Origin of the sequence: Rhodococcus sp. 15-649-2-2 (assembly GCF_002258645.1) — a bacterium.
GTDB lineage: Bacteria > Actinomycetota > Actinomycetes > Mycobacteriales > Mycobacteriaceae > Rhodococcoides.
In genome coordinates this window covers 84,966-109,502 of record NZ_NPFM01000011.1, presented here as the reverse complement: position 1 = coordinate 109,502, position 24,537 = coordinate 84,966, and the positions used below count along the sequence as shown (strand labels likewise).

The 24,537-nt window shown below is 63.5% G+C and carries 26 protein-coding genes and 1 pseudogene; 8 read left to right on the top strand and 19 right to left on the bottom strand.

The window, feature by feature from the left end:
- The first annotated feature begins 97 nt into the window (after positions 1-97).
- Entirely contained in the window at positions 98-505 is a 408-nt protein-coding gene (locus CH305_RS05565; protein ID WP_094703066.1) for a hypothetical protein, read from the top strand.
- Positions 506-507: 2 nt separating this feature from the next.
- On the opposite strand, the gene CH305_RS05560 is transcribed toward CH305_RS05565, so the two are convergent.
- Together CH305_RS05560 and CH305_RS05555 are read right to left on the bottom strand one after the other, a co-directional pair.
- On the bottom strand, positions 508-1,293 hold the full coding sequence (locus CH305_RS05560) for a hypothetical protein (protein ID WP_094703065.1): 786 nt from the start codon (positions 1,291-1,293) through the stop codon (positions 508-510).
- 89 nt (positions 1,294-1,382) lie between these two features.
- Positions 1,383-1,667 (bottom strand): hypothetical protein, encoded by a 285-nt coding sequence (locus CH305_RS05555; RefSeq protein WP_094703064.1) that lies wholly within the window; start codon positions 1,665-1,667, stop codon positions 1,383-1,385.
- Between the two features lie 79 nt (positions 1,668-1,746).
- On the opposite strand from CH305_RS05555, the gene CH305_RS05550 reads away from it, so the two are divergent.
- On the top strand, positions 1,747-2,115 hold the full coding sequence (locus CH305_RS05550; RefSeq protein ID WP_094703191.1) for a hypothetical protein: 369 nt from the start codon (positions 1,747-1,749) through the stop codon (positions 2,113-2,115).
- A gap of 48 nt (positions 2,116-2,163) precedes the next feature.
- Here the strand turns inward: CH305_RS05550 and CH305_RS05545 are convergent, their stop codons facing one another.
- Both CH305_RS05545 and CH305_RS05540 read right to left on the bottom strand, forming a co-directional pair.
- Positions 2,164-2,997, bottom strand: a complete 834-nt coding sequence (locus CH305_RS05545) for a hydrolase (RefSeq protein ID WP_170944617.1) — start codon at positions 2,995-2,997, stop codon at positions 2,164-2,166.
- Between the two features lie 138 nt (positions 2,998-3,135).
- Complete coding sequence (locus CH305_RS05540) at positions 3,136-3,879, bottom strand: SDR family NAD(P)-dependent oxidoreductase (RefSeq protein ID WP_094703063.1); 744 nt, start codon at positions 3,877-3,879, stop codon at positions 3,136-3,138.
- A 137-nt stretch (positions 3,880-4,016) separates the two neighbouring features.
- Here CH305_RS05540 and CH305_RS05535 point away from each other — a divergent pair, with 137 nt between their 5' ends.
- The 4 genes from CH305_RS05535 (at position 4,017) to CH305_RS05520 (ending at position 6,966) form a co-directional block, all read left to right on the top strand.
- On the top strand, positions 4,017-4,391 hold the full coding sequence (locus CH305_RS05535; protein WP_218828571.1) for a nuclear transport factor 2 family protein: 375 nt from the start codon (positions 4,017-4,019) through the stop codon (positions 4,389-4,391).
- 43 nt (positions 4,392-4,434) lie between these two features.
- The gene (locus CH305_RS05530) at positions 4,435-5,256 is read left to right on the top strand and encodes a helix-turn-helix transcriptional regulator (protein ID WP_094703062.1); all 822 of its coding nucleotides are present in this window, start codon (positions 4,435-4,437) and stop codon (positions 5,254-5,256) included.
- Between the two features lie 94 nt (positions 5,257-5,350).
- On the top strand, positions 5,351-6,367 hold the full coding sequence (locus CH305_RS05525; protein ID WP_094703061.1) for a redoxin family protein: 1,017 nt from the start codon (positions 5,351-5,353) through the stop codon (positions 6,365-6,367).
- Positions 6,364-6,966 carry a LysE family translocator gene (locus CH305_RS05520; RefSeq protein WP_094703060.1) on the top strand — a complete coding sequence of 201 codons (603 nt, stop codon included), beginning with the start codon at positions 6,364-6,366 and terminating at the stop codon, positions 6,964-6,966. The genes CH305_RS05525 and CH305_RS05520 overlap by 4 nt, the downstream gene beginning before the upstream one ends.
- Here the strand turns inward: CH305_RS05520 and CH305_RS28965 are convergent.
- Complete coding sequence (locus tag CH305_RS28965) at positions 6,950-7,423, bottom strand: hypothetical protein (protein ID WP_179278203.1); 474 nt, start codon at positions 7,421-7,423, stop codon at positions 6,950-6,952. The genes CH305_RS05520 and CH305_RS28965 overlap by 17 nt on opposite strands.
- 66 nt (positions 7,424-7,489) lie before the next feature.
- Here CH305_RS28965 and CH305_RS05510 point away from each other — a divergent pair, with 66 nt between their 5' ends.
- Positions 7,490-8,059: a CGNR zinc finger domain-containing protein gene (locus tag CH305_RS05510; protein WP_094703059.1), complete on the top strand. Its 570-nt coding sequence runs from the start codon at positions 7,490-7,492 to the stop codon at positions 8,057-8,059.
- Here CH305_RS05510 and CH305_RS05505 read toward each other — a convergent pair whose 3' ends face one another.
- From CH305_RS05505 to CH305_RS05495, 3 genes are all read right to left on the bottom strand, one after another.
- Positions 8,060-9,193: an NAD(P)/FAD-dependent oxidoreductase gene (locus tag CH305_RS05505; protein WP_094703058.1), complete on the bottom strand. Its 1,134-nt coding sequence runs from the start codon at positions 9,191-9,193 to the stop codon at positions 8,060-8,062.
- 100 nt (positions 9,194-9,293) lie between these two features.
- On the bottom strand, positions 9,294-9,956 hold the full coding sequence (locus tag CH305_RS05500) for a TetR/AcrR family transcriptional regulator (protein WP_094703057.1): 663 nt from the start codon (positions 9,954-9,956) through the stop codon (positions 9,294-9,296).
- A gap of 37 nt (positions 9,957-9,993) precedes the next feature.
- The gene (locus CH305_RS05495; RefSeq protein ID WP_094703056.1) at positions 9,994-10,614 is read right to left on the bottom strand and encodes a TetR/AcrR family transcriptional regulator; all 621 of its coding nucleotides are present in this window, start codon (positions 10,612-10,614) and stop codon (positions 9,994-9,996) included.
- Positions 10,615-10,686: 72 nt separating this feature from the next.
- Here CH305_RS05495 and CH305_RS05490 point away from each other — a divergent pair, with 72 nt between their 5' ends.
- The gene (locus CH305_RS05490) at positions 10,687-11,631 is read left to right on the top strand and encodes a zinc-binding dehydrogenase (RefSeq protein ID WP_094703055.1); all 945 of its coding nucleotides are present in this window, start codon (positions 10,687-10,689) and stop codon (positions 11,629-11,631) included.
- 22 nt (positions 11,632-11,653) lie between these two features.
- Here CH305_RS05490 and CH305_RS05485 read toward each other — a convergent pair whose 3' ends face one another.
- The 11 genes and pseudogenes from CH305_RS05485 to CH305_RS05435 all read right to left on the bottom strand — a co-directional run bounded on the left by CH305_RS05485 (position 11,654) and on the right by CH305_RS05435 (position 24,160).
- Complete coding sequence (locus CH305_RS05485; protein WP_094703054.1) at positions 11,654-14,746, bottom strand: MMPL family transporter; 3,093 nt, start codon at positions 14,744-14,746, stop codon at positions 11,654-11,656.
- A 122-nt stretch (positions 14,747-14,868) separates the two neighbouring features.
- The gene (locus CH305_RS05480) at positions 14,869-15,531 is read right to left on the bottom strand and encodes a TetR/AcrR family transcriptional regulator (protein ID WP_143545254.1); all 663 of its coding nucleotides are present in this window, start codon (positions 15,529-15,531) and stop codon (positions 14,869-14,871) included.
- Between the two features lie 109 nt (positions 15,532-15,640).
- Positions 15,641-15,742 (bottom strand): annotated as a pseudogene (locus CH305_RS29735) (hypothetical protein); the annotation flags it as partial.
- A 346-nt stretch (positions 15,743-16,088) separates the two neighbouring features.
- Positions 16,089-17,117, bottom strand: a complete 1,029-nt coding sequence (locus tag CH305_RS05470) for a hypothetical protein (protein ID WP_094703188.1) — start codon at positions 17,115-17,117, stop codon at positions 16,089-16,091.
- A 5-nt stretch (positions 17,118-17,122) separates the two neighbouring features.
- Positions 17,123-18,238 carry a glycosyltransferase gene (locus CH305_RS05465; protein WP_094703052.1) on the bottom strand — a complete coding sequence of 372 codons (1,116 nt, stop codon included), beginning with the start codon at positions 18,236-18,238 and terminating at the stop codon, positions 17,123-17,125.
- On the bottom strand, positions 18,235-19,380 hold the full coding sequence (locus tag CH305_RS05460) for a lipopolysaccharide biosynthesis protein (RefSeq protein WP_094703051.1): 1,146 nt from the start codon (positions 19,378-19,380) through the stop codon (positions 18,235-18,237). The genes CH305_RS05465 and CH305_RS05460 overlap by 4 nt, the downstream gene beginning before the upstream one ends.
- Positions 19,377-20,444 (bottom strand): glycosyltransferase, encoded by a 1,068-nt coding sequence (locus tag CH305_RS05455; protein WP_230592657.1) that lies wholly within the window; start codon positions 20,442-20,444, stop codon positions 19,377-19,379. Before CH305_RS05455 ends, CH305_RS05460 begins: the two co-directional genes overlap by 4 nt.
- Entirely contained in the window at positions 20,444-21,061 is a 618-nt protein-coding gene (locus CH305_RS05450; protein ID WP_094703050.1) for a DapH/DapD/GlmU-related protein, read from the bottom strand. The genes CH305_RS05455 and CH305_RS05450 overlap by 1 nt, the downstream gene beginning before the upstream one ends.
- Positions 21,058-22,032, bottom strand: a complete 975-nt coding sequence (locus CH305_RS05445; protein WP_094703049.1) for a GDP-mannose 4,6-dehydratase — start codon at positions 22,030-22,032, stop codon at positions 21,058-21,060. The genes CH305_RS05450 and CH305_RS05445 overlap by 4 nt, the downstream gene beginning before the upstream one ends.
- On the bottom strand, positions 22,029-23,024 hold the full coding sequence (locus CH305_RS05440; protein ID WP_094608628.1) for a GDP-mannose 4,6-dehydratase: 996 nt from the start codon (positions 23,022-23,024) through the stop codon (positions 22,029-22,031). The genes CH305_RS05445 and CH305_RS05440 overlap by 4 nt, the downstream gene beginning before the upstream one ends.
- Positions 23,024-24,160, bottom strand: a complete 1,137-nt coding sequence (locus tag CH305_RS05435; protein WP_037147148.1) for a glycosyltransferase — start codon at positions 24,158-24,160, stop codon at positions 23,024-23,026. The genes CH305_RS05440 and CH305_RS05435 overlap by 1 nt, the downstream gene beginning before the upstream one ends.
- Between the last annotated feature and the right edge of the window lie 377 nt (positions 24,161-24,537).

Sequence of the window (24,537 nt, the reverse complement as noted above, 5' to 3'; positions counted from 1 at the left end):
GGATAGAACAAGACCGAGCGGCCTCGTTCTGGCAGGATCACATCTACGCCGGGGTGCGGCGGCCACGACCGAAGGACGACCAACACATGACGTCACCGTGAACAAGCTCTCGACGGTGGCGCTGCTGATCCTGTTGGGTGCAGCCGGGACGTTCAACGGAGTGTCGTTGACCTCGGATCCCACCGGGCGGTCGTTGGGCTTGAACGTCGGGATGCTCCCGTCGTGGCATACCTGGGATTACCGCATATCCGGGTTGTTCGTGTTGTTCTTTCTCGGCCTCGGACCGTTGATCTGCGTGGCCGCCGTGCTCGTCGACGCCTCCGAAGCTGCGGTGTTTGTCGCGTGCGAAGGGTTAGTGACCATCGGCTGGGTGGTGTGGCAGATCGTCGTACTCGACATCGATGCTCCCCGAGCTCAAGTTCCCCTCACCCTGTTGGGAGTCGCGTTGATCGTCCTCGCGCTCGGCCAATTTCGTGCGCGTGCCCGCGAACGCAGCCGGCAATAGAGTCAGAGACCGACAGCGCCGAGCAGGGCTTCTCCTGGATCGACGACGGCAACGACGGCCGCGACGAACAGCAGCGCCATCGCTATCGTCATCACTGCACCCAGTGATCCGAGGATGACGAACATCCGACGGTGAGCACCGTCCGCCGATCTGTAGCGTCGGAAGGCGATCGCGGTTCCGGTGCCGACTACAGCGATCACCACAGCGGTAGCGACGATCACCGCCCAGTTGTAGTGCTCGACCTGTGTGAGCAGCTCGAGCAGAGGCGGCCTGGTGTCTCCGCTCTGCACACCGTTCTCGATCAGAGACTGTGCCGCCTGCCTGTCCGCGTTGTCAGCGGAGAGCATCGGAAGCAACGCGACTACGGGTGCGACCGTCGACTGGATGTTGAGTACAGCCACGAACACCGAAAACAACGACAGCACAGTCGTAGTGGCCGCAGCGACCACGTAACCTACGCCGGCCGTCAGAGATCGCCGCCACAGAGTCGCCGCGAGCAGACCCAGAACCACGGTCAGCAGCACCGAGATGACGATCTTGATCGCGTGCCACTCGAACCAGTGGTCCACCATCTCCGCCAAGCCGGGAGGGTATGTGCGGACGCCGCTGCCCCAGTATTCGACCAGGCCGCGGCCGAGCAGCTCACTCATGACTGATTGATCCTGAAACTGCGGATAGCGTCCGCGCAGCAACGCGGCTGGGCCGAGCACGAACGCGGCCACCAACGCCGCCCCGCCGCATGCCAATGCAACGATCGGCCAGTGGTTTCGGGTGACGGACACACTCATCGGACGACTCACGGGAGAGAGTCAATCACCGGGTACTCGAGAGCGCATCCATCTGAAGTACTACATCGTGGACGAGCCGCGCCAGTTGCTCAGGAGTCGACGTCCAGTCGCTGGATGCGCCGGACCCTTGCAACAGTCACCCCAGCCAGGATCACCCCAGCAACAGTGAGGAAATCGGATTCGGTCAACCCCCTGTGTGCGTCGACCACGTACAACACTGCGCCTTCGATGGGCCCGTTGAAGAAGAGCCACAGAATGGAGGCAACAACCAGTGATGTCGCTGCGGGCCACGAAGGCTTGGCTAGACACCATGCGGCCGACGCGAACACTGCGTTCATCAGAACGAGGGCGTGGAAGGGATCGGTAGTCGGCACCGGTACATCATGACCGAAGGTCGAGGAGGGTGCGTTACACCCTTCTTCCGGAGAGATGATCGGCTATAGCGTCGCCGGCATGGCATCTACTGCAGACTCGACAAGTCCGGTAAATCTCGACTCCGCGCAAGACCGCGCCCTCGAAGTCCGGGCACTCTACGAAATTCTCGAACAGCGCTTCAACGGCAAGGTGTGGTCGTTGCACGAACTGATGCTCGGATTCACCAACGACGTCGGCATCATCGGTCGGCTGATACTCGCACACGACGGCACCTGGGATATCGACGGTGACGTCGACGACCAACTGAAACACAAACTCGCCGAGTGCCTGTGGTGGATCTTCGTCCTGTCCGATCGACTCGATATCGACATGACGCAAGCCTTCGCGTCGACCATGGACAGCATCGATGCTGGGCTGCAGACAACAATCGCGGCTACTGCCGTCTGAATTCTCGAGATCTGTTCGTTCCCGCCCGCCGGGATGGGGCTATTCCCGTCAGGTCAGGTGGTCGAATTCGCCACTGACCCATCGGATGTGGCGTCGCGCCGAATTCCTGAAAACGGTGTGGGCGTCACGTTCGATGGCGTCGCCGCCGAGTGTGTACAGCCGATCGAAGTCGAGGGCTTCGAGGTCGTCGACGAGCCGCTGTACGGTGCCGGCAGACAGTGGCACGTGCCGCGGATAGTTGCGTTGGAAGGAGAGCCACTCGGGGTCGAGACTACCGGCCACGGTATCTCCGACCAGCAGACTACCTCCGGTAGTGAGAGCGACTGCGCTCGAGGGCATGTGGCCGCCGAGCCGAATGATGCGGACACCGGGTAAGGGTTGTACCTCACCGTCCCAGGTTTCGATGACATCGTCGGTGCGAGGCAGCCACTGTTTGCCCTGCTCGTTGACCAACACCTGTGCCCGCCCGAACGCGTGACTCCAACTCACTTGAGCCGCAAACATATGCGGATGGCTGGTAGCGATGACGGCCACGCCGCCGAGCCCCGACACCAGGGTCTCGATTTCGTCATCGATATACGCAGGCGGATCCCACAACAGGTTGCCCTGCGGAGTCGTCACCAGGAACGACCACTGCCCGATGCCGAGGCGGGGCGCGCGCCGAAAGCTGTGCACACCCTGCCCATGATCGCGATAGTCGAGGGTGTGTGGTTGCTCCGCTAGGTCGTCGAATGTCAGCCATCGGCGGGTGTGCGGACCCAGATCGCCGAGTTCCTCATCGGACACCGGCCCGAGATTCAGGACGCAGCCGTCCAAGGGTGGCGCATCCGGTGATGCGGGGTGTTCGAGTCCGCAGCCGCTGCAGATCCATGTCTTCGCCATGCGGTCGAGGCTAGACCCCGCAGCGTCTGTGTCAATTACTTTGCTGTTGAACATAATTCGGGTGTACTCTCTTAACGTTGCTTGTCCGAATGGTCGTCGAAGAACCGTGGGGTTGCGGCTTCGGCGGGGGCCCGAGGGTCAGATGATGTAGCCGCCCGCGAGTTCGATCGATTGCGCGTTGATCCACCGACTGTCGTCCGAGAGCAGGCCGGCGATCGCTACGGCCACGTCCTCGGGTTCGCCGACGCGCCCCAGAGCGGTCTGCGACGCCAGTAAGGTCTCGAACTCGTCGTTCAAGCCGCCGCCGAGTTCTGTTCGGATCGGTCCCGGTGCAACGGAATTCGCCCGGATACGCCGGGGCCCGAGCTCCTTGGCGAGATACCGCGTCAATACTTCCAGGCCGCCTTTGAAACTGGCGTACGGCGCGACCCCGGCGGTGGCCACCCTCGACGTGGCACTGACCAGATTGACGATGTGACCGCCGTCGGCAATGAGAGGCAGGAGTGTCTGAGTGAGGAAGAACGGGCCGCGGAGATGAACCTTGAACAGGTCGTCGAATTGCTGCTCGGTCACGGTTCCGATCGGATGGTAGAGACCGTAGCCGGCGTTGTTGAACAGGTAGTCGAACGTCGTGCGGTCCCAGGTGATCTGCAATGCGGTGTGCAGGGAGTCGTGGAAGGCGGAGAAGGACGCGCTGTCGGAAACGTCGAGCTTCATTGCCACCGCAGTTCCCCCGGTTTCGGTGATGCCGGCGACGACGGCCTCCGCGGCGGCCGGATTGTTGTTGTAGGTCAGAACCACACCGAGCCCTCGGCGTGCGCATTCGACTGCGGTTGCCGCTCCGATTCCGCGGCTACCTCCAGTGATCAAGACGATGTTCATGGCGCTCCTTCGATCGGGTCGGCGTTCGTCCGCCGTCAGCACGAAGTCAACGTGGCACCTGCCATGGCAGGAAGGGTGTGCCGAGCAGGGAGTACTGCACCCTTCCTGATCCCGTGCATTCGACCCACACTGAGCGCATGACAACTGCAACGACCATGCCCCAGGCGCAGATAGACGAATGGGTGCAGGCCTACCTGCACGCATGGACGACCAACGATCCGAACGACATTGCGGCACTGTTCACCGAGACGGCCGAGTATCACGAAAAGCCCTACGAGACAGCTTGGATCGGGCGCGACGCCATCGTCACCGGATGGCGCAGTCGGTGGCAGTGGCAGAGCGGTGGTTGGACCTTCGCGTGGGCCACTTCCTCGATTGCCGGCAATTGCGCGACCATCACCGGCGTCGGCCACTACGCCGAACTCGGCGATTTCGACAACACATGGACGGTGACCTTCGACGGCGGCCTGTGCAGCCGATTCGACATGATCAACACCGAACGCGTCCAATGACTCCGGCCCGACGGCGCGGTCGCGTAGGCAGTAGCGTCGAGTGATGACAGAGGACAACCGCTTGGGCGATTACCTTCGTGCGCAGCGTGCCCGGGTCACCCCGGCCGAGGTCGGGCTCCCCGACGTCGGCGCACGGCGGGTTGCGGGGCTTCGACGCGAAGAAGTCGCCGTCCTGGCGGGGGTCAGCGTCGACTACTACGCCCGCCTCGAACAAGGCCGCGAACGGACCCCGTCGGCCCAGGTGATGAACACGATCTGCGCGGCGCTGATGCTCGGCGCAGACGGTCGCGCCCATGCCTACCGCCTCGCCAGGTTGACGTCCTCGGCGGCATTCGTCGTCGACGAGGCGGTGAGTACCGACCTGCAACAGATGATGGACAATGTTTCCAATGCTGCTGCATACGTTGTCAATTCGGGCTTCCGGGTGTTGTCGTCGAACAGGATTGCCACCGCGCTCATCGGTGCCGATCAGTACGACCGACCTGTCGAATATCTCTTCCTCGACCCAGCAGCACGGCTCTACTACCTCGACTGGATTGTGATCGCACGAGCGACGATCAGCGGCCTACGATTCTCGGCGGGTTTCACCCCCACGCACCCCGAGGTCGCACCGCTGGTCGAATTTCTTCGACGCCGAAGTCCGGAATTCTCGACACTGTGGGACGCCCACGAGGTCGCCGGTCTGGGCATCACGAAGAAAAGAATCGAACACCCCGAGGTCGGCCGACTGGATCTGACGTACCAAACGTTCGAGGTTCGAGACGCTCCTGGACAACAACTGATCGTCGCCACCGCGCCGGTCGGGTCACCGAGCGCGGATGCGCTCTCCCTCCTCGGCAGTCTCGACGCCACCCGTCACCGCTGACCTCACGTGAGGTGCACGAGCGGCTGAGGTGAGTCTGCCGATCCCTGGGATCGCATTTGACCTGTCCCCTGGGGGCCGGGTTTACGGTACGGGGATGGAAGAGCTGCTACGAGCGGGAGAAGTGACCGCCGTGACGGGTGCCTCATCGAAGGCGTTGCGTGGTTACGAGGCATTGGAACTCGTCGTCCCAACACGCGCCGCGAACGGCTACCGCATGTACGACCGCCACCAGGTCCAGGTCGTCGCGCAGATCCACCGACTCAACGCACTCGGAATTCCACTGGCAGAGATGGCACCGTTCGTCGACTGCCTCAACGCCGGCGGCCCGCACGCAGACGCCTGCCCCGCTTCACTGTCCGGGTATCGCCGGGCGATCGAACGACTCGACCAGGCGATCGGCCACCTCGACCGCCAACGCGCTGCGCTGGTCGCAAACCTCGCAGAGGCCAGTACGCGGATGGCAGACGAGTGGGCCTCCGTCGACGCGCACAACCCCGATCTCGCGCCGCTGCCAGCCGACCTCACCGCCCCGCGCGACGATGGAGCGACCGATCACCTGCCCGGGATGGCTATGCCCATCACTCGGTTGCCGTCCACCGACGGCAACCTCGTCGATCTCGCCACGGTCGGTACCGGGCGTGTCCTGGTCTACGTGTTCCCGATGACCGGCGCACCAGGACAGGACATGCCCGACGGCTGGGACGCCATCCCCGGTGCGCGCGGTTGCAGCCCGCACAACTGCGACATGCGCGACCATTACGCAGAGCTGGTGCAGGTCGGTATCGACGCGGTCTTCGGTCTGTCGAGCCAACCGGTCGAATATCAGACGCAGTTGGCTCAGGCACTGCGATTGCCCTACCCACTGCTCACAGACACTCAGCTGATCTTGCACGCCGCGATCGGCCTACCGACGTTCGGCACCGAAGATCTCACGGTCTACCGCCGGCTTGCTCTCGTCATTACCGGGGGGATCATCGAGCACGTGTTCTACCCCGTGTTCCCGCCGGACCGCCATGCCCACACGGTGCTCGAATGGCTCGGCGATCACCCTCTGCCGATGACGTCGACACCACGGCGCACACCCACCTCGGTGAGCAGTGACAAGCGGTGATCGGCGTCGTCGATGTCGCTCTGTTCGCCGCGGCGTTCGCGGCATCTGCTGCCACCCCGGGTCCAGAGGTCGTCGCGGTCATGGCTCGGTCTCTCGACGCCGGGCTCCGGGGCGTGTCCGGTCTGGCCATCGGCATCATCGTCGGAAAGTTGGCTCTCCTCGGTGTGGCAATGGCCGGCCTCGCCGCCGCTACTACGGCCTACGAGCCGGTGCTCCGCGTCATCACCTGGGCCGGTGCGATCTACCTCTGCTATCTCGCCGTGAAAAAGTGGAGAACGGCCGGGGCAGCGACGCACCCGGGGGCCGCCCGCCGAGCACACAGTTTCGGCCTCGGAATTGTGCTCACCATGTCCAATCCTGTAGCCATCGGATTCTACGTGGCACTTCTGCCCGGCGTCGTGGACCTCACGCACGTACACGTGAAGGACTACCTGGTTCTCAGTCTTGCTCTCGTCGTTGTCATGGCAGCAATCATCACGCTCTATGGTGTTGCTGCACTGCGCCTTCGGCGCTTTCTCGACCGCGGTGGTAGACGCATAGTCGACCGCATCACGGCCGCGGTGTTTCTTCTGTGCGCTGTCTTCATCGCACTTCGGTAGGTGCGATGAAGTGGATCTCATCCTTCGGTTCTGCCGACATTCCTCGGCCTCTACCCTCATGACGTCGAGGAATTGAACCGAGGTCGGTGACGGCAATCTGCGCATCGGTGACCGCAGCTGTAACCGGCTGGCAGCGGGTCGACGCGGTAGCGAGGGCGAGGATCGCGGAGACCAGTGCGGTATCGCGTGTCGTCGTGGTCGCACCGGATTTGTCCGCAGCGGAACCACCGGACAGCTGATCGGCAGCGTCGATGCCGATCTTTTCGATGACGTCGTTGGCTGCTGACGTGCATTGGCCGAGTACTCCGAGAGCCCAGTACAGGTCGGCACCCACCATAGGAGTTCTGGATGCGGCCGTCGTAGCTCGGCGTAGGTGATCGCGTGCGTCGGCAAGTGCGTCGGTGAGGGGATGCCCATAGCCGTCGGCGGTGGAGCTGCAGTGCTGTCGCATCGTCATGCCGAGATCCGTCCGTAAGGGAGTAAAGTGAGCTTATTCGGTTACGGTAGCGACAGGAGGTAAGGGGTGCAAGCCCTTTTGGACGATTACACCCAGGGTGCCGCGGTCGCGACCGAACTGGTGAACACGTCACCGACGGTGTGGGTGATCGCCGGTGACCAGTTGAGCGACCCTGATGCCCTGCACTCGTTCCTCGTCGAGAACGGCGTCGACACGGCAGCGCTCGACGAACGCGATCTGGAGCAGGTCCGGGCTCTCCGCGAGCGACTCCGAGCGATCCTCGACGCCTCCTCGCCGAGCGAGATTGTCGCCCTCACGCATGAGCTGCTGTCGACGGTTCCTCATCGCGTCGAACTGGTCGAAGTAGACGCCAACGGATGGCGCTGGCAAGCAACAACCGACGGCGTCGGGACGGCGGCGCAGGAGCTGACGGTGGTCACGGGCTACGCCCTGCTGAGCGCGCTGCGCATGCTCGGGTTCGAGCGATTCCGTGCGTGCGCGTCACCGACGTGCAACGGCGTGTTCGTCGACGTCAGTCGCGGCGGGAGACGGCGCTATTGCATGCCGGGTCTGTGCGGCAACCGCATCAACGTCGCCAACCACAGGCAGCGTAGAAACATGCTCGGCGACAAGTGATTACACCCCGTTGGTAACGCCGGTGACCAGGTCGATCAGCCCGAACGGGGATCGTTCCCCGAGGCACAGGTCGAGCGTTTCGTGTGCCTGCACGGCCACCGCTTCACTTCGTGTGAACATGGACTTCTCGAACACCGACAGGGCTGCGTCGATGTCGCCGCGGTGATCGGAGATCGCGCGAGCGAGTTCGGCCCCGTCGAACATTGCCAGATTCGCGCCGTCTCCGGATGGCGGCATCAGGTGTGCGGCGTCGCCCACGAGTGTCACTCCCGAAGTGTGGTCCCAGTGGTGGTCGTTGGGCAGCGTGAAGATCCTGCGGGGAACCAGTGCGGTTTCCCCGCCGGTGATCAATTCCGTCAATTCCGGTGCCCACCCGTCGAACTCGGCTGCGACCGTTGCTTTGGCGGAGGCCGTGTCGGAGAAATCGATCGAGTCGATCCAGTCGGCGCTGCGGTTGAGCTGAACGTACGTGTGCAGGATGTTGCCTGCCTCGCGATGCACGGTGATCCCCTTACCCGGTGTGAGGGCGAACATTGCACCACCACCGACAGCGCGGGCGGTGGCGGGGTGGCGTACGTCGACGTCGTGGAGGTAGGTCTCGACGAAGACGGTGCCCACGTACTCGGGCTCGGCGGCGGAGAGCAGGGATCGGACTCGTGACCACGCGCCGTCGGCACCGACGAGCAGATCACTGACCGTGGTGGTTCCGTTCTCGAACTCGATTTCGTGTTGCCCATTGCCCAGTGGGCGGACGGAGGTGAGCTTGTGGCCCCACTGAACGGTGTTGGCCGGCAGTGAGTCGAGCAGAATGCGTCGCAGGTCGCCGCGCAGCACCTCCGGGCGACCTCCGGTGCCGTCGTCGGGTTCGTCGAGCAGGGCCTCACCGTTCGGGCGTAGGACGCGAGTCGCTTCGCCTCCCTCGTGAATGATGGCGCGGAACTGCTCTGTCAGCCCGGCTGCGGCGAGGGCGACTTGTCCGTCGTTATCGTGGATGTCGAGCTGTCCGCCTTGGGTGCGAGCTTCGGCCGCGGAGTCGGCCTCGTACACCGTGGCCGCGATTCCATGCACGTGCAGTACCCGTGCCAGCACCAGGCCGCCGAGCCCTGCACCGATGATCGAGATGGATGTATTCATGGCTGTCTCCGCTCGTTGTTGGAACACTGTTCCAACACAGGATGGAACAGTGTTCCAATACTGTCAAGTGCAGGAGCGGGTGTGGTGAGTGTCGTTCGGTTCAACCTCGGTCGATGCCGGCCAGAATGATGTCGACTCCGGCCTGGAACTGCTCTCGGTCGTCGTGGCCCGCGAACTGCGACGCGATGCGGGTCAGGAACGGATAGTCGCCGGAGTCCGTCACCGCTGTGCGCGTGGAGTCGAGAAATGCCGCGCGGTCCGTCACCGTTGCGGGCAGTTGCATCCCGGCATCGCGTTGACTCGCAACCCCGAGAACGTGGTATAGAAGGACGGATGCGGCGTCGAATTGAGCACTTTCGGGAACTCCGTGTGTGTCGAGTTCGGTTCCGATCCGGTCGAAGAGATGCATGACGGCCGGCTGCCACGGCGCGGCGGCGAGTTGTGTTGCCACCCATGGTCTCGTGGTGATCACGTCGAACACTCTCATTGTCAGGCCGCGAACACCCCGTTCTGCCGCGTCGTTCTCGGGCATTGGCTCGAACGCCGATGACATGACGGCTTCGGCCGTTGCCGCGAGCAGATCGTCCCTGTTGCCGACGTGGTGATACAGCGCTCCGGGACCTGTGGACAGGTGTGCGGCAAGGGTCCGAAACGTCAGAGCATCTGTGCCACCCTCATCGAGCATCTCGATCGCTGCCTGCACGATGCGCTCTTTCGACAGAGCATCGGAACGTCGAGCTGATGTCGGCTTCGTGTTCGTCATGGGCAGATCCTGTCACAACTGGAACGGCGTTCCATGCCTAGATGCGACTCAGCCCGAGTCGGGGCGAGGTCGGCAACGTCTGATTGGTCGGCGACGCGTGCAGTCCGTCGATCATCAGGGCCGCGAATCGTCGGGCGGCGTGGACGCGGTCCTCGGTCGAGAGAGTCGAGAGTCCCCGGTTGGCGCTGAGGAAAAGAACGAGATCGTCGACGACGAAGTCGGATCGCAGTTTCCCCTGCCGCTGGGCGCGGGCCGCGAGTCCGGTGAACCCGCGTAGAGCGTCGGTGCGATGCGTCGAGAGATCGACGGTGCCGGGGTACTCGGTCATGAACGCCTCGGTGAATCCCTGATTCCTGGCGTTGAGTTCACTGAGTTGTTCGATCACGCTGCACAACCCGCGCCACGCGTCAGGATCGGCACACCCGCTCGCAACGATGTTGCGGCACAAGTGGAACTCAGCGAGGAACGCTTCGAGGATCAAGTCCTTCTTGGTCGGGAAGCGGCGATACAGCGTGGCGGGGCCGACGTCCGCCCGGCGCGCAACCTCGCGCATGGACACCGCGAGCCCGTCCGAGGCGAACACCTCGCGTGCAACCTCGAGTATGCGGTCCCGGTTGTTCTCGGCATCGGAGCGTAGGCGAGTCAATTCTTGGACCATGGCTCTCACTTTACGTAAACGGACGGGGGTGTCCACTAACGTCGGCGGAACTCGAATCGACCGGAGGCAGATGTGAAGGCAATAGCAATACAGACGTTCGGAAGTTCCGATGGCATGCAGGTCGTGGACGTGCCGACGCCCGTTCCGTCGGCTGGGCAGGTCCAGATTCGCACGGAGGCAATCGGAGTGGGCGGCGTCGACGCCATCGTTCGCCGTGGCACCCTCGGCACCCTCGGGCTGAGTGCCGGGCATGTTCCGGGCAGCGAGATAGCAGGTGTGATCACCGATATCGGCGACGGCGTGGACACGAGCTGGATGGGGCGACGGGTGTGGGCGTTCACCGGCATGGGCGGTGGCTACGCCGAGCAGGCGGTCGCCGATCTGGCCGACGTGGTGACACTACCCGAGCGCCTATCCAGTATCGATGCCGTCACGCTCGGATCTGCCGGTCCAGTAGCGCATTTCGCGCTCGATCGCGCCAGGCTGGCGGCGGGTGAGTCGGTGCTGGTGCGCGGGGCAGGCGGGAGCATCGGTATTGCTGCTGTGGAGTTGGCATTGAAAGCGGGGGCGTCGTCGGTATCGGTCACGACGTCCTCGGCCGAGCGCGGTGCGAAGCTCCGATCCTTCGGAGCTACGCACGTGTTGGATCGCGATGGGCACGGCGGCGGGCCGGACACGTTCGATGTGATAGTCGATATCGTTGCCGGGCAGCATTTTCCGGACTTCGTGGAACGGCTCGACGATAATGGTCGAATTGTTGTCGTCGGTGTCGTCGGAGGTCCACCGGCCGAGAGCGGCCCGACATTGATGCGCAATTTCCGGCGATCGTTGACGGTCAGCACGTTGAGCCTCGACACCATCCCCACAGCCGAACGAGACCGAGTGCGAGCAGATCTCTTCACACCCGGCCGTCTTCACGCCGTCGTCGACGAGGTGCTACCGCTCGATCGCGCAGCCGAGGCTCATCAACGAATGGACGATGGGCAGGTGTTCGGCCGAATAGTGCTCGTTCCGTAACGAAGTCAGGTCGACTGCGGCATCAGGCGTCAAATGCCGTGTCGGGCCGGATTTGTGCGGGTCTGTGCAAGCTGGTTCGGGGCACCGAGGGCCACCAGATTCGATCACCGAGTAGGTGCAGCGCTGCGGGGACGATGATGGTGCGCACTACGGCGATGTCGATCAGCAGTCCGACACCGATGGTGAAGCCGGTCTGCAACAGCAGGACCACTGATCCTGACATCAGGGCAAACATCGTGACTGCGAAAACGACTCCTGCAGTAGTGATCACACTGCCGGTTGTTCCGAACGTTCGCAGAATCCCACTGGTGGTGCCGCCGGCGCTGGCCTCGCGGACTCGGGACGCGAACAGCATGCTGTAGTCGGCCCCGACGGCGACCAGACACATGAACGAGACCGGAAGCACCGACCAGTGCAGGCCGATACCGATCAGGTGCTGCCACAGGAGGACGCTGATACCGGCGGCCGAAGCGAAGGACAGCAACACGGTTGTCACGAGCAGAGCGGGTGCGACGAGGCTGCGGAGCAAACCGGCGAGGATGGCGAAGACGGCAACGGCTGCGACGATCGCGATCAGCAGGAAGTCGCGTTCTGCTTGATCGATGATGTCGGCCGTGATCGAGGTGAGGCCGGTGGAGCTGACTTCGGAGTCCGCAAGAGTGCTGCCCTGCAACGAGTTTCGTGCAGCCTGGGCAATTCCACCAACAGCGGCGATGTTGTCGGAACTGTATGGGTTGCCCTTCTGCATCACCAACATACGCGCGACGTTGCCGTCCGGCGACATCAGCAGCTTCGCTCCGGTGACGAACCGTTGGTCCTGCAATGCGCTCGGGGGGAGGTAGAAGCCGGAGCCGGGCCCGGTAGTGGTGTCGTGACTCATGGACGCCAGATAGTTCGCAGCCTCGCCGAGACCGTCGGAGAGTTGCCCGGTCAGCGCTACGGTGGTGTCGGTCCCGTCTTTGGCCTGGGAGAGCCCGCCGGCAATCTGGTCTATTCCTGTTGCCAGTGAGGACATCCCGTCTTGGAGTCGCTCGAGATCGGATCGGATCGATTGCGGTGTGCGGCCGTCGAGAGATGCTACGAGTGAATCGATCTCGCCGAGTCCACGACGAAGGGTCGGGAGTACTCCCTCGATGGTGTCGACAGTGTCGGGTGGGAGCGCGGAGACAGCGTCGGCTGCGGACAGGGCTGCGGTCAGTGCGCCCGAGGTTGCGGCGTCGAGCTGACCGAACAGTGCGCGCCCGGCCGAACAGCCCGGATCAACAGCGCACTGCGGAGACGGGTCCGGAGTTGCGAACGGTGCCAACGCAGTCTGGAAATCGTTCACTGCTTGTTGGTTCGCCTGTACGGCAGAGACCAGCGTTCCGAGTGTGCCGGTCAGCGACTGTACTTGGCCGAGTACTTGATCGAGGGTCCGGCCGTCGGCAGTGGTGGCGGTGGTCAGGGCCGTGGCAGTCGGCAGTAGGTCGATCACCGAATTCGACAGCGCAACAACCTGGTTGGTCCCGTCGAGTAGTTGGGGAAGCTGCTTCTGTGCGTCGAGCGCGCCGTCTCGTAGTTCGGTGATGCCGGACGCCAACCGCTCGAGGTCGGGTTGGGCATTGGCGATCTGACCCTGTGCTGCTCCCAGGTTGCTTCCGATCAGACCGGTTTGGTAACCGATCGCCGACTCGGGGAGCGGTTCACCGTTCGGTCGCGTCAACGACCGCACGTACGCAACGTTCGTCAGGTCAGCCACTGCGGCGGCGGCGCGGTCCAACGCTGCGAGATCGGTAGTGTTTCTCAGATCGTGATCAGCGCGAATGACCAAGTATTCCGGCACGATCTCGTTGGCCGGAAAGTGTTCGTGGACCGCGTCGTATCCAGCTGTGGAGTCGGCGTCGCCCATGATCATCGCGCTGTCGTCACCGTTGGGGACCATGCCGAGCGCTGGCGCGGCCAACGCTACGAGCGCAAGAACGGACACTGCGGTGAGCGCTCCTGCGCGGCGGAGGATTCGGGTGCCGCGCTGGCGCCATTGCCGCTCGCGAGAGACCCGGGGCTCGATCCATCCACGGCGTCCGAAGATGGACAGCAGCGCAGGGGTGAACGTAAGCGACACTGCGAGGGTGACCATCAACCCGATGGCGATCGCAGGGCCGGAGGTGGTGAACATGCCGTTCTTGGCAAAGATCATCGACGTCGCCGCGGCGGCGACGGTCAATGCCGATGCTGTCAGAACAGCTCCTACGTTCGAGCCCGCAGCGACGACCGACCGCAGCGGACTGTCACCGCGTCGCCGCGCGTCGTGGAAGGCCGCCGTCTGGAAGATGGCGTAGTCCGTACCGGATGCGAGGACGAGCGCTGTCATCAAGGTGACCGTCAGGGTGGAGACCGGGAGCACCGCATTCCACCCCAAGGCGGACACAACCGCGCGTGACGCTGCCAGCGCGATACCGATGGTCAGCAACGGGATCAGCGCAGCGACCACTGATCGGAACGCAATGACGAGCATCAACGTGATGAGCAGGACAGACACCACGGTGATCAGGACCATCGACGTGTCCACGGCAGTGAACTCGTCGACCAACGTCGGTGCGGGACCCGAGAAGTGCACGTCCAATCCCTCGGGCATCGCAACGTCTTCGATTGTCGAACGGATGGCCTGGGTGGATCGGTGCGCGTTGGAGGTGCCGATTTCGCCCTGCTCACCGACCGTGACGGTGACGGCGTTGCCGTCGGGGCTCAGCGCGAAGTCCCGGGTAGCTGGGTTGCCGTACATGTCGAGAACGAAAGCCACGTGGTCGCGGTCGGCCAACAGGCGGGCAATGAGTTCGGAGTAGTACTTCTGCTCTTGCTCACCGAACCCACCATCGCTGGCAAGGACGACGGCACCCACAGCGGTCGACGCCGGCGTTCCGAAGTCGTTGGACATATCGACCAGTGCTTGCGTGGATGGCATGTCCGACGGGACAATTGCCGCGGACTTTTCGGTCGCTGTCTGTTCCAGCTGCGGCGCAACAACATTGAGTGCGGCAACCGCGATCAGCCAGATGCCGACGACCCACCAGGACCGGCGTGCGGCGAGTGCGGTGACCGCACGAAAAGGACTTCTACCCACTGACCGACGGGCCATTTGACGCCTCCCATAACGAGACAGTTGGATTCAAACTGTCTCAGTGATGGCCGAGGCTATCAGCCACTTCGGACTGGCACAAGATGAATGGCGACGTGAAGAAGGGGTGGCACGTACGAGAACTACCCCTGGTGAGGGTCAGAGGGTGGGCCGAGAAGGGGCAAGATGTACCGCCGAACGTAGGCACGAGACGCATCGGGGGTAGCGAAGTCGGCTGTGGTTCGTGGGTTGGCGATCAAAGACAACGACAGCCGAACGGTGATCTCACTGACGGTCCGAAGATGTGTCATCACGGATTCGTCCACTGGAGCCTCGCCGTGAAGCTGGGTCTTCCACAGCTGAGCTGAGAACTCACGTGTCGTCGCGATCAGATCGTCGTCGAACAATGTCTCGAGAAGCATTTCGCGATCGGTTTCGCGCAGTCTCTCCAGCATTCGGTTGTCGCGGACGAATTCCAGCGTGATCGCAAGAGAGGAGGTCAGCGCGTCTTCGACGGACGCCGCGCTGGTCCTGGCCGCGCTGGCTTCTTCCATGTATCGGTTCACTTCACGCAGAAAGATGGCGTCACGCAGTTCGTCTTTGGAGGCGAAGTAGCGGTACAGCGTCGCTCGGCCGATGCGACCACGTTTGGCCACATCGCTCATCGTCATACGACGCCAACCGAGAATCGTGACGGCCTCGATTGCCTCGTCGACGATTCGCGCGGCAACAGGGTCGTTCAGTGAGCGCTGAACCGGCGTATCTGCCCCCAGCAGCGACCGAAACACGCACTGCGTCTGCCTCACGTATGTTCCTGCCCTGTCGATTCTCGGCGGCCCAGGACACGAAGATTACCGCAGCGCGACGTACCGAATGCCCGATGATCACAGCTGGCCAACCAAGGCTGGACTCGCCGCAACCACGAATGTCTGGGTTCGCTACCCGATATCCGGCCTCGACCAGGGTCGGGGCAAGAAACTGGAACGCGTGTCGACTGTCTCCGATGCAGTGGGCCAGAACAACGAGGTGCCCGTCGCCGATGGTGAGTAGTTCGGTCCTGGTGGGCTCCGAAATCGATGGGGCAGATTGATATAGCTAACCGCAAATCCGATTGGCCAACGGTGTCAACCGTCCTGACGATGCACGTGACGACACCGGACCTGAGGGTTCAGTATCGAGTGGAATGAGCGGGATGCCGCGTATGAAGGGCGATCGTGAACCGTGAGGTGCGCTCACCGGACCGCCCCTGCGGCTGAGTAACCTCACACCCCTGCTGCAAGGTGCGCGACCATTCTATGAGTTGAACTCGGGCGCGCGGTCGGGAAAAAGGGTGTGAGGTCCCGAACCCGAACCCTTCAGCGATTCACGAACCCCGCACCACATCGAATGCCGGCTTGTGGCTGAAGTCCGAGCGCAGCAGTCCATAGTTCTGTTCCGAATCGGCGGGGTCGGTTCCCGAGTCACGCAGCGAGTGCACGAACACCGGTCCCACGTACGGCAGTGACGACGCCTTGGCCAGGCTCGAGCCGATGATCGCGGCCTGTGCATCCTCGGTGACGGCCATCGGGCCGTTGCCGGTGGGTGCGCCCAGCTCGGTGATCCAGATCTTCTTGCCGCCGTCGCCGTTGGCCGCCATGGTGCCGTAGGCCTGATCCACCTGGGCCCATTGGCCGTTGGGATCGTTCTCGACGGTGAAGGGGAACGTGTACGGATGCAGCGCAACGGCATCCATGAACCCACCTGCTCCTGCCGCGTACATCTGCTGGAGGAAGGTCACCGGCGCAACGGTCCAGGTTCCGAAGTTCACGGTGGTAGCCAACCCGGCGCTGAGCACGGTGGCTCCGGCGTCGGCGTTGTGGATCGCGGGGTAGGCGGCGCGCAGCAGGCCGGTGTAGCGGGCGGCGTCGACGGGCGCGAAGAAGGTGGGGATGTTGGGCTCGTTCCACACCTCGTAGCTGTCGACGCGATCACCGAGGTGCGCCGCTGCCGCACCGGCGAATGCACCGAAGGTGTTGGGATCCAGAGGAACTGCGCCCGGTAGCGGGGAGGCGACGCCACCCTGCGCCCAACCGGGGGTTCCGCCCAGTACGGCCAGTACCGAATAGCCCTGCGCCGTCGCGGCATCGATCACGCGATCGGTGTTGCCCCAGTCGAACACTCCCGGCGCTGTCTCGATTGCCGCCCAGTTCACGACCACCCGCACCCACGAGGCACCGATCTCGCGTCCGGCCCCGAGTTCGTTGTTCAGCGTGGCGTCGTCGAGCGTCAGGAACGGCGCACCGCCGGTGAATCCGAGCCCCGCAGCCGGTGCTGCATGCGCCACGGGTGACGAGAGACCGACGGCGATCGCGGCGGCTGCCGCAACGGTGAGCAGACGTGAGCGGAGGGTCATGGCGATCATCCTAGGGTGCGTGTCAGCGGAGCACCGATCAGTGACTCCACGGTGGAGTGGGGGATGCGATCGTGCCACCGTGCGGTGTTCAGCTCGTAGATGCGCTCGCCCGCCTTGACGGCTGCGGTGCGATCGAGCAGGTAGCGGCGGCATTCGGCGACGAACTGCTCCTTGTCGTCGAAGGTGGGCAGCTCGAAGATCGAGTCGAGGGATCCGACGGCCGCGGAGGTTCCGACGACGGGTAGGCCTTTGCTCGCGGCGTCGAGAATCTTGACGCGTACGCCGCCGCCCGTGGCGACGGGTGCGATCAGAGCGCGGCAGGTGCCGAGGAATTCCTGCAGGTCGTCGACGAAACCGAGGTCGCGAACTCCGGCCGGATAGACCGGATCCTTGGCACCCGGGGCTTTCGCGCCGATGATGCACAGCTCGGCACCCTCGATGCCTGCAGAGATGGCAGGCCAGTACTCCAGAGCGATCTTGAAGGCCTCCTGGTTCGGCGGCCAGTCGCGAGTACCCATGAACACCAGACGTTGTGCAGTCTCGGCCAGGTTCAGCTGCGGCGCGGGTTCGAGGGTGAGGTCGATCCAGCGGGCGTCACGCACACCTTTGTCTCGGTACATCTGCGCCTCGTCGGCGTCGTACGTCCCGACGGCGTCCGCTGCGCGGGCGACGCGAATCTCGTCGCGCAGGATGCGCGGTGCCTCGATGCGGCCGATCAACCCTCGCGTCACCTTCCACACCTGCGATTCGGTGTTGACGGTGTTGATCGCGAACGGTGACCCCAGTTTGGCCGAGCGGAGGAACGACTCGGCCATGTAACTGTGTTCGGCCACATACACATCCGAGCTCGATGCGTCGATCGCATCACGGAAGGCGTCGACGTCGTAGCGCCCGTGTACCACCGATCGGGTCGGCCTCAGAGACTTCGCCAGTAAACCGACATCGACCTTCGGCTTGGGAACGCGAACGACGTCGGGAGCTACATCGGTTTCCTTGGACAGGCAGATCGAGCGCACCTCGAATGCCTCGCGGGCCAGCTGCATCATCAAGCGAGACAATGCGATGTCGCCACCGTGTTCGGTGACGGGGTCCTTGGACAGCAGGAAGGTTGCGCGTCTCATTGCGTCACTTCTTCTTTCACCGGATTGCGATACAGGGCGCGCATGAACCAGACGAGGAGCACGGCATCGGTGATCACCGACGCCACGGCTGCGCCGACTGCACCGAAGGGGAACAGGCACAACACGAGCACCATCTTCAGCGGCGCGAGTGTTGCGGCAGCCAGCACCCGCGTGCGGTCGCGATGCTGGAGGTACAGCACGGTGGTGAACACGTGGTTCATCACCCGCATCACCACGAACAGGGACATCACCACCAGAGCGCCGGCAATCTGTGGGGATGCCGGAGTGAAGAACAGGACGATTCCGGCCGCCAACAGCAGAGATCCAGCGGCACCGCCGAGAATCGCCGTGTGCTTCAACGCCGGACCGGCACTGACCAATCCGTCTGCTGCGCGCAGCTTCTCATGGAAGGTGTTGCCGAAGGCCTGGCCGATGAAGGCCACGGCCCAGGCCGTCACCGCAGCGACGGAGTAGTAGCCGGCGATCGTGGAGTCGGTGAGGAAGCCGAGCAGTAGCACGTCGCCCTGAATGTAGACCGCGTTGGCGAGGTTCTCCGAGAACAGCATCGACATCTCGCGCCACGATCCGGGGATGCGCGGTGCCGCGACCCGGGTCTGCAGCGCGGCCAGCAGCGCGATGACGAAATACGGCGCAGCGTAGAGCAGGCTGGCCTCCGTCAGCGACGGGTCTGGAACGGCGAACAGGTACGCCGTTGCGAGCGCGATGGAGGTCGCTTGGCGAGTGGTGTCCAGGCGCTGTGTCAGATCAGGACGGCCGTCGCGCAATGCCCTGCTCTTGTAGGCATTGAAGACCAACTCACCGCCGCCGATGACGAGAGCGAACCAGGCGATGTAGCTCACCTGCACCAGGCACAGTCCGCCGACGATCAGTACGGCACCGGCCAGCACACGAGTGGTGCGCTCGCCCAGGAACTCTCGTTCGCTCACGCGGATGGAGCGCACGGTGAACGGATGATCCAGGGGTGCGGCGAGGATCGCGGCCAGTGCGAACGCCATGGCGTACTGGCCGTAGTCGCTGATCCCCAGCTTGGCGATCAGCGCGACGGTCCACAGCAGGCCGATTCCGCGCCCGCCGTAGGTCCACAGGGCGGCGACCCCGGCCTTGATCAGATTGCCGTTCACTTCGACCACACAGCCACGAAGTTCTCGGCCACCAGGTGGGGAGCGTTGGCGCTGCGCAGTGTCTCCACTTCGTGGCGGAGTCGGGTCAGCGCTTCTCGATCGGTGACGAGGCGAGCGGTGGCGTCGGCGATCTCGACGGTTCCGCCGGCGACAACCAGTGCACCGCCATCGGTTTCGGAGAGCGCGCCTTCCTCGAGGCAGACAACCGGGGTTTGGTAGGCGATGGCACGGCTCACCGAGCCGGAGGCAGGGAACGCGTCGCCGTAGATGGATCGTTTGCCGTAGGGCACCACGAGTGCACGGATGGATTCGAAGAAGGCGTCCTCGTCGGGTCCGTTCACCTCTCCGAGAATCTCGACGCCGTCCACGGGGTCGAGCAGTTCGGTCCCACGTCCGGCGATGCGAATGGCAATCTCGCTCGGCAGACGATCGCGCAGCTGCTGGAGTTGATCGAATCCTTTACCGCGGTAGACGAATCCGAACAGGCCGACGGCAAGGGGGCGATCTTCGGCCGGGGTGATGTCGGGACGTTCGGGGACGAAGTGCATCACAGCTTCTGCCGTCACGGCGGGGTAGCTGCGTTCCAGGGAGTCGGCACCGGAGCGGGTGAGTGCGAACAGCGTTCGACGTCCGACGACGGCGCGCTCCAGCCTTCTCCACGCTGCCCGAAGTGGGTAGTGCAGGCCGTGGTTGAGCACCTTCTTGCCGGCCAGGAATTTGGTACGGGCAGGCCACCAGACGATGCCGGGTGGATCGTGCACGGTCGCGGTCACCAGCGGGTTGCCGGTGAGACGAGCGGTAGCCCAGAACGGCATCACCGAGCCGCCGCTGAGTTCGCAGTGCACGATGACGCGCTCCGGATCGGCGTCGACGAGCTCCTGTATTGCCTTGCGGTGCCGCAGAATGTCTCGTACCGAGTGCGACCCGGGCCCGTCGTGGCGATACTCGATCACTTCACCGAAGTGGTGACGCACGGCGTCGGCGAAATCGTCGGCATAGTCGCCTACCCCGCCCACTCCGGATCGAGGGGCGAGGTAGACGAGTCGGCAGTCGCGCAGAATCATCAGTAGAACAGCGGCCGATACTTCGGGCGGTAGGCGAGAGCCTTGGGATCGCGCATCGCGCGCACCTTGGCAGGCACTCCGGCAACCACTTCGAGTTCGCCCACGTCTCCGCGCACCATGGAGCAACCGCCGACGACCGCACCGCGGCCCAGGGTCACACCGCTGAGAAGCGTGCTGCGACTGGCAATCCACACGTAATCGCCGATGACGCAGGGCTCGAGGATCGGGGTGAACTCCGGCGAGTTGTGATCGTGGTAGCCGGCGATGATGTGGGTGTCACTGGCGATGACGACGTTGCTGCCGATCGTGATGCCGCCGCGGGCGTCGAGCATGCAGCGGAATCCGATGGAGCATGCGTCGCCGATGGTGAGGCCCTCGGGATCGAGGATGGTGGTGCCGCGGAAGATCGAGACGTCCTTGCCGATCGTCGCTCCGAACGCGCGCAGGAAGTTCTGCCGAATCCAGTGTGACGGAATGAAGGTCACGAACATGTTGAAGCCGAGCGTACCGATGCGATTGCGCAGCTTCCGCTTGAACGTGATGTCCTGCATCTTGTAGTTCGACACGTCGTAGATCTCGGGTTCCGCGTCGCCCACAGGCCGTTCCACCGCTGTCATGCTGCCATCTCCTCGGTCATGTCGAACTCGACCATCGCCTTGACGATCTGATCGAAGTCCTTGGTCGGTGCCCAGCCCAACAGGTCCCGGGCTTTGGTGGCGTCGCCCACCATTCTTGCCGAGTCGGCAGGTCTGAGCATCTCGGAGTCACTGCGGACGTAATCGCGCCAGTTGTCGATCCCCACTGCCTCGAACGCGGCGGTGACGAAGTCCGCCACGCTGTGCGCCTCGCCGGTGGCGACAACAAAATCGTCACCCTTGCCGTAGTCGGCCATCGCTGCCATCGCGTCGACGTAGTCCGGTGCCCAGCCCCAATCTCGCTCCGAGGTGAGGTTGCCGAGCTCGAGCGTGTCACGAGTGCCGCGGGAGATGGCGGCGGCCGCCTTGGTGATCTTGCGGGTCACGAAGGTTTCCGGTCGCCGCGGCGATTCGTGGTTGAACAGGATGGCATTGGTTGCTTCGAGACCGCGGGATCGGTAGACCTGAACCATGTTGTGGCTCAGAGCCTTCGACGCGCCGTACGGAGAAGTCGGGGCAATGGGGGTCCCCTCGTTCTGCAGGGATACTCCGGATCCGGCGAAGATCTCTGCACTGGACGCGTTGATCACCATGATGCGCTTGCCCGACGCCTCCTGTTGCGTGAAGCAGGCATCGAGCAGGGCAGCCGCCGATACTCCGTTCACCCGAGTCGTGAGAACCGGGTCGTTCCACGAGCGCCACACCGACGAGATGCCGGCGAGGTGGAACACGTAGTCGGGTTCGATGTCGCGAATCAGAACCTGGGCAACCCCGGGCTTGCTGATGTCGACGTGGTGTTGCGCGACGTGCGGGTTGACTGTGCCGTCGTTACCACCTGGCTTGGCTACACCGTGGAGGGCCCAACCGCGTTCGAGCAGAAGCTCGGCGAGGTAGCTGCCGTCCTGGCCTGCCACTCCGGTGATCAGCGCGGTCGGGCGGTGCCCGGCGTTCACGCGATTGCGGCCGTGTCGGGCGACTGCTCGGCGAGGTCGTTGTGCACCATCATCGTAACCAGTTCGGGGAAGGCAACCTTCGGCTTCCAGCCCAGTGCTGCGTGTGCTTTGGCGGAGTCACCGACGAGTAGATCGACCTCAGCGGGACGGAAGAACTGTGGGTCGATCTTGACGTAGCGCTCCCAGTCCGTGATGTCTACTGCGGCGAACGCGTGGTCCAGAAGTTCTCGGATGGAATGCGTCTCGCCGGTGGAGATCACGTAGTCGTCGGCCTCGTCCTGCTGCAGCATCAGATACATCGCCTCGACGTAGTCGCCGGCAAATCCCCAGTCGCGTTTGGCGTCGAGGTTTCCCAGCGAGATCTCGGTCTGCAATCCGAGGGCGATGCGGGCGACGGCCTGGGAGACCTTACGAGTGACGAATTCCGGCCCGCGACGGGGTGATTCGTGGTTGAACAGAATGCCGGAGCTGGCGTGCATGCCGTAGGACTCGCGGTAGTTGATGGTCATGTAGTGCCCGTAGACCTTGGCCACGCCGTACGGGGATCGGGGCCACAGGAGCGTTTCCTCGCGCTGCGGTACCTGCTGGACCTTGCCGAACATCTCCGAACTGGACGCCTGGTAGAACCGAACCTGCTTGCCCGATACCTGCTCGTAGAGCCGGGTGGACTCGAGCATGTTCAGCACGCCACCGCCGGTGACATCGGTGGTGAGGCGCGCGTTCTCCCACGAGTACGCCACGAACGAGACGGCTCCGAGGTTGTAGACCTCGTCGGGGTCGGCGACGGCAAATGCGCGCATCAAGGCCGAGAGATCCAGAAGATCACCGTGGAGGATCTGGACCTGAGGTAGCTCCCGTTCGACCATGGCGGCCTTCGGGTTGTTCTGTCCGCGAATCAAACCGAAGACCTTGTATCCCTTGCTCAACAGCAGTTCGGCGAGGTAGAGGCCGTCCTGGCCGGTGATGCCGGTGATCAGTGCGCGCTTGGTCATCACGATGCCGCCCTCTCCATATTTTCTGTGTACATCTCGGACACTGCCGCGTGCAGTTCGGCGGCGAAGCGTTCTTCGTTGAATTGCTCGACGTGCGCTTTGATCTTCAAGGGTTCCCACGTGGTTCGTTCGAGGATTGTCACCGCGTCGCGGATCGAATCCGGTTGGGGTTGATCGAAGTACACACCGGATACGCCTTCCTCGACGGTGTCGAGGAACCCGCCCCAGTGCAGCACCGCGCTGGGTTTGCCGTGGAAGCCCGCTTCGATGGGGGTCAATCCGTAGTCTTCATAGCTGGCGGCGATCAAACCGTTACAACCCTGGTAGAGCCAGGTCATCTGTCCCGAGGTCAGATCGCTGAGCATCAGTACGTTGTCGGACTTGAGCTTTCGCAACCGGTCTGCCTCGGGGCCGCGGCCGACGACGATCAGCTTGCGGTCGGTGCCGGCGAACGCGGCCATGACCTTGTCGACGTTCTTGTACGGCAGCAGTCGTGAGATGCACAGGTAGTAGCCCGAGCCGCTCAGAAACGCGTCCGCCTCGGGGATCGACTCCGGCGTCGCCGTCTCGACGGTGAACGGCGCGGGTAGCACCGTCGACTCGATGCCGTATGCGTCGGTGATGCGTTGCTTCACCACGGTGGAGATGGCGAGATATCGGTCGGCCGAGAGGGCCGCTCGTTGGTCCCAGGTGCGCAGCGGCGCTGAAAGTGTCTTGAGCGCAGCACGTTTGAGCGGACTCCGCGCCTCACCCAGGTACATCTGTGATTCGTACAGCCAGCGTGCCGGGGAGTAGCAGTAGACGAGCTTGCGACCGGAGGTGTGGAAGCCGTGGGCCCAACCGCTGGTGCTGGTGAGAACCACGTCGGCGTCGATCTCGATCGACGAGGACGCGAACGGGAGCAGTGGCAGGGCGGCGCGGTGGTTCTTGCGAAGGAACCCGATTCGGTTCAACCTGGAAGGCCGCACGTCGAGGTCGGAAAATTCGGGGAACGTCGTCGACGGCTCGAAGAGGGTGGTGTAGATGGGCGCGTCCGGGAACGCGCGAGCCATCGCCAGCACGACCTTCTCGGCACCGCCGCGTTGGGTCAGGTAGTCATGGGCAATCGCAACGCGGAGCCCAGTGCCGTCGGTCATGGTTCCACCTGGTAGTGCTTACGCGAACTAACATGCGACACAACAATATTCGTATCCATCAGTTACCCATCGTGTCGAACCGTACTCGAATGGAGCGAGAACATCTCGAGCACCGACCGGGTTCGAGCGTGCGGCACTGCACGACTGAACCGTGGACAAATCGGCGTCCCCCGACGAGACATACGAACAATGGACGTAATCCTGCCACGAAGAGTCATTCGTTCGCTGTATATGAATATCCGTTTCCACGACAAATAGATAGCTCTGAGTGAGGTTCTTCACAACGCAAATTAATCCAGCGAGCCGCCGAAACCCTGCCTTCGCCCAGAGTTAACTTGACCGCAATGAAGACGCCGAGAAAGTCCGCTGAGAATGCG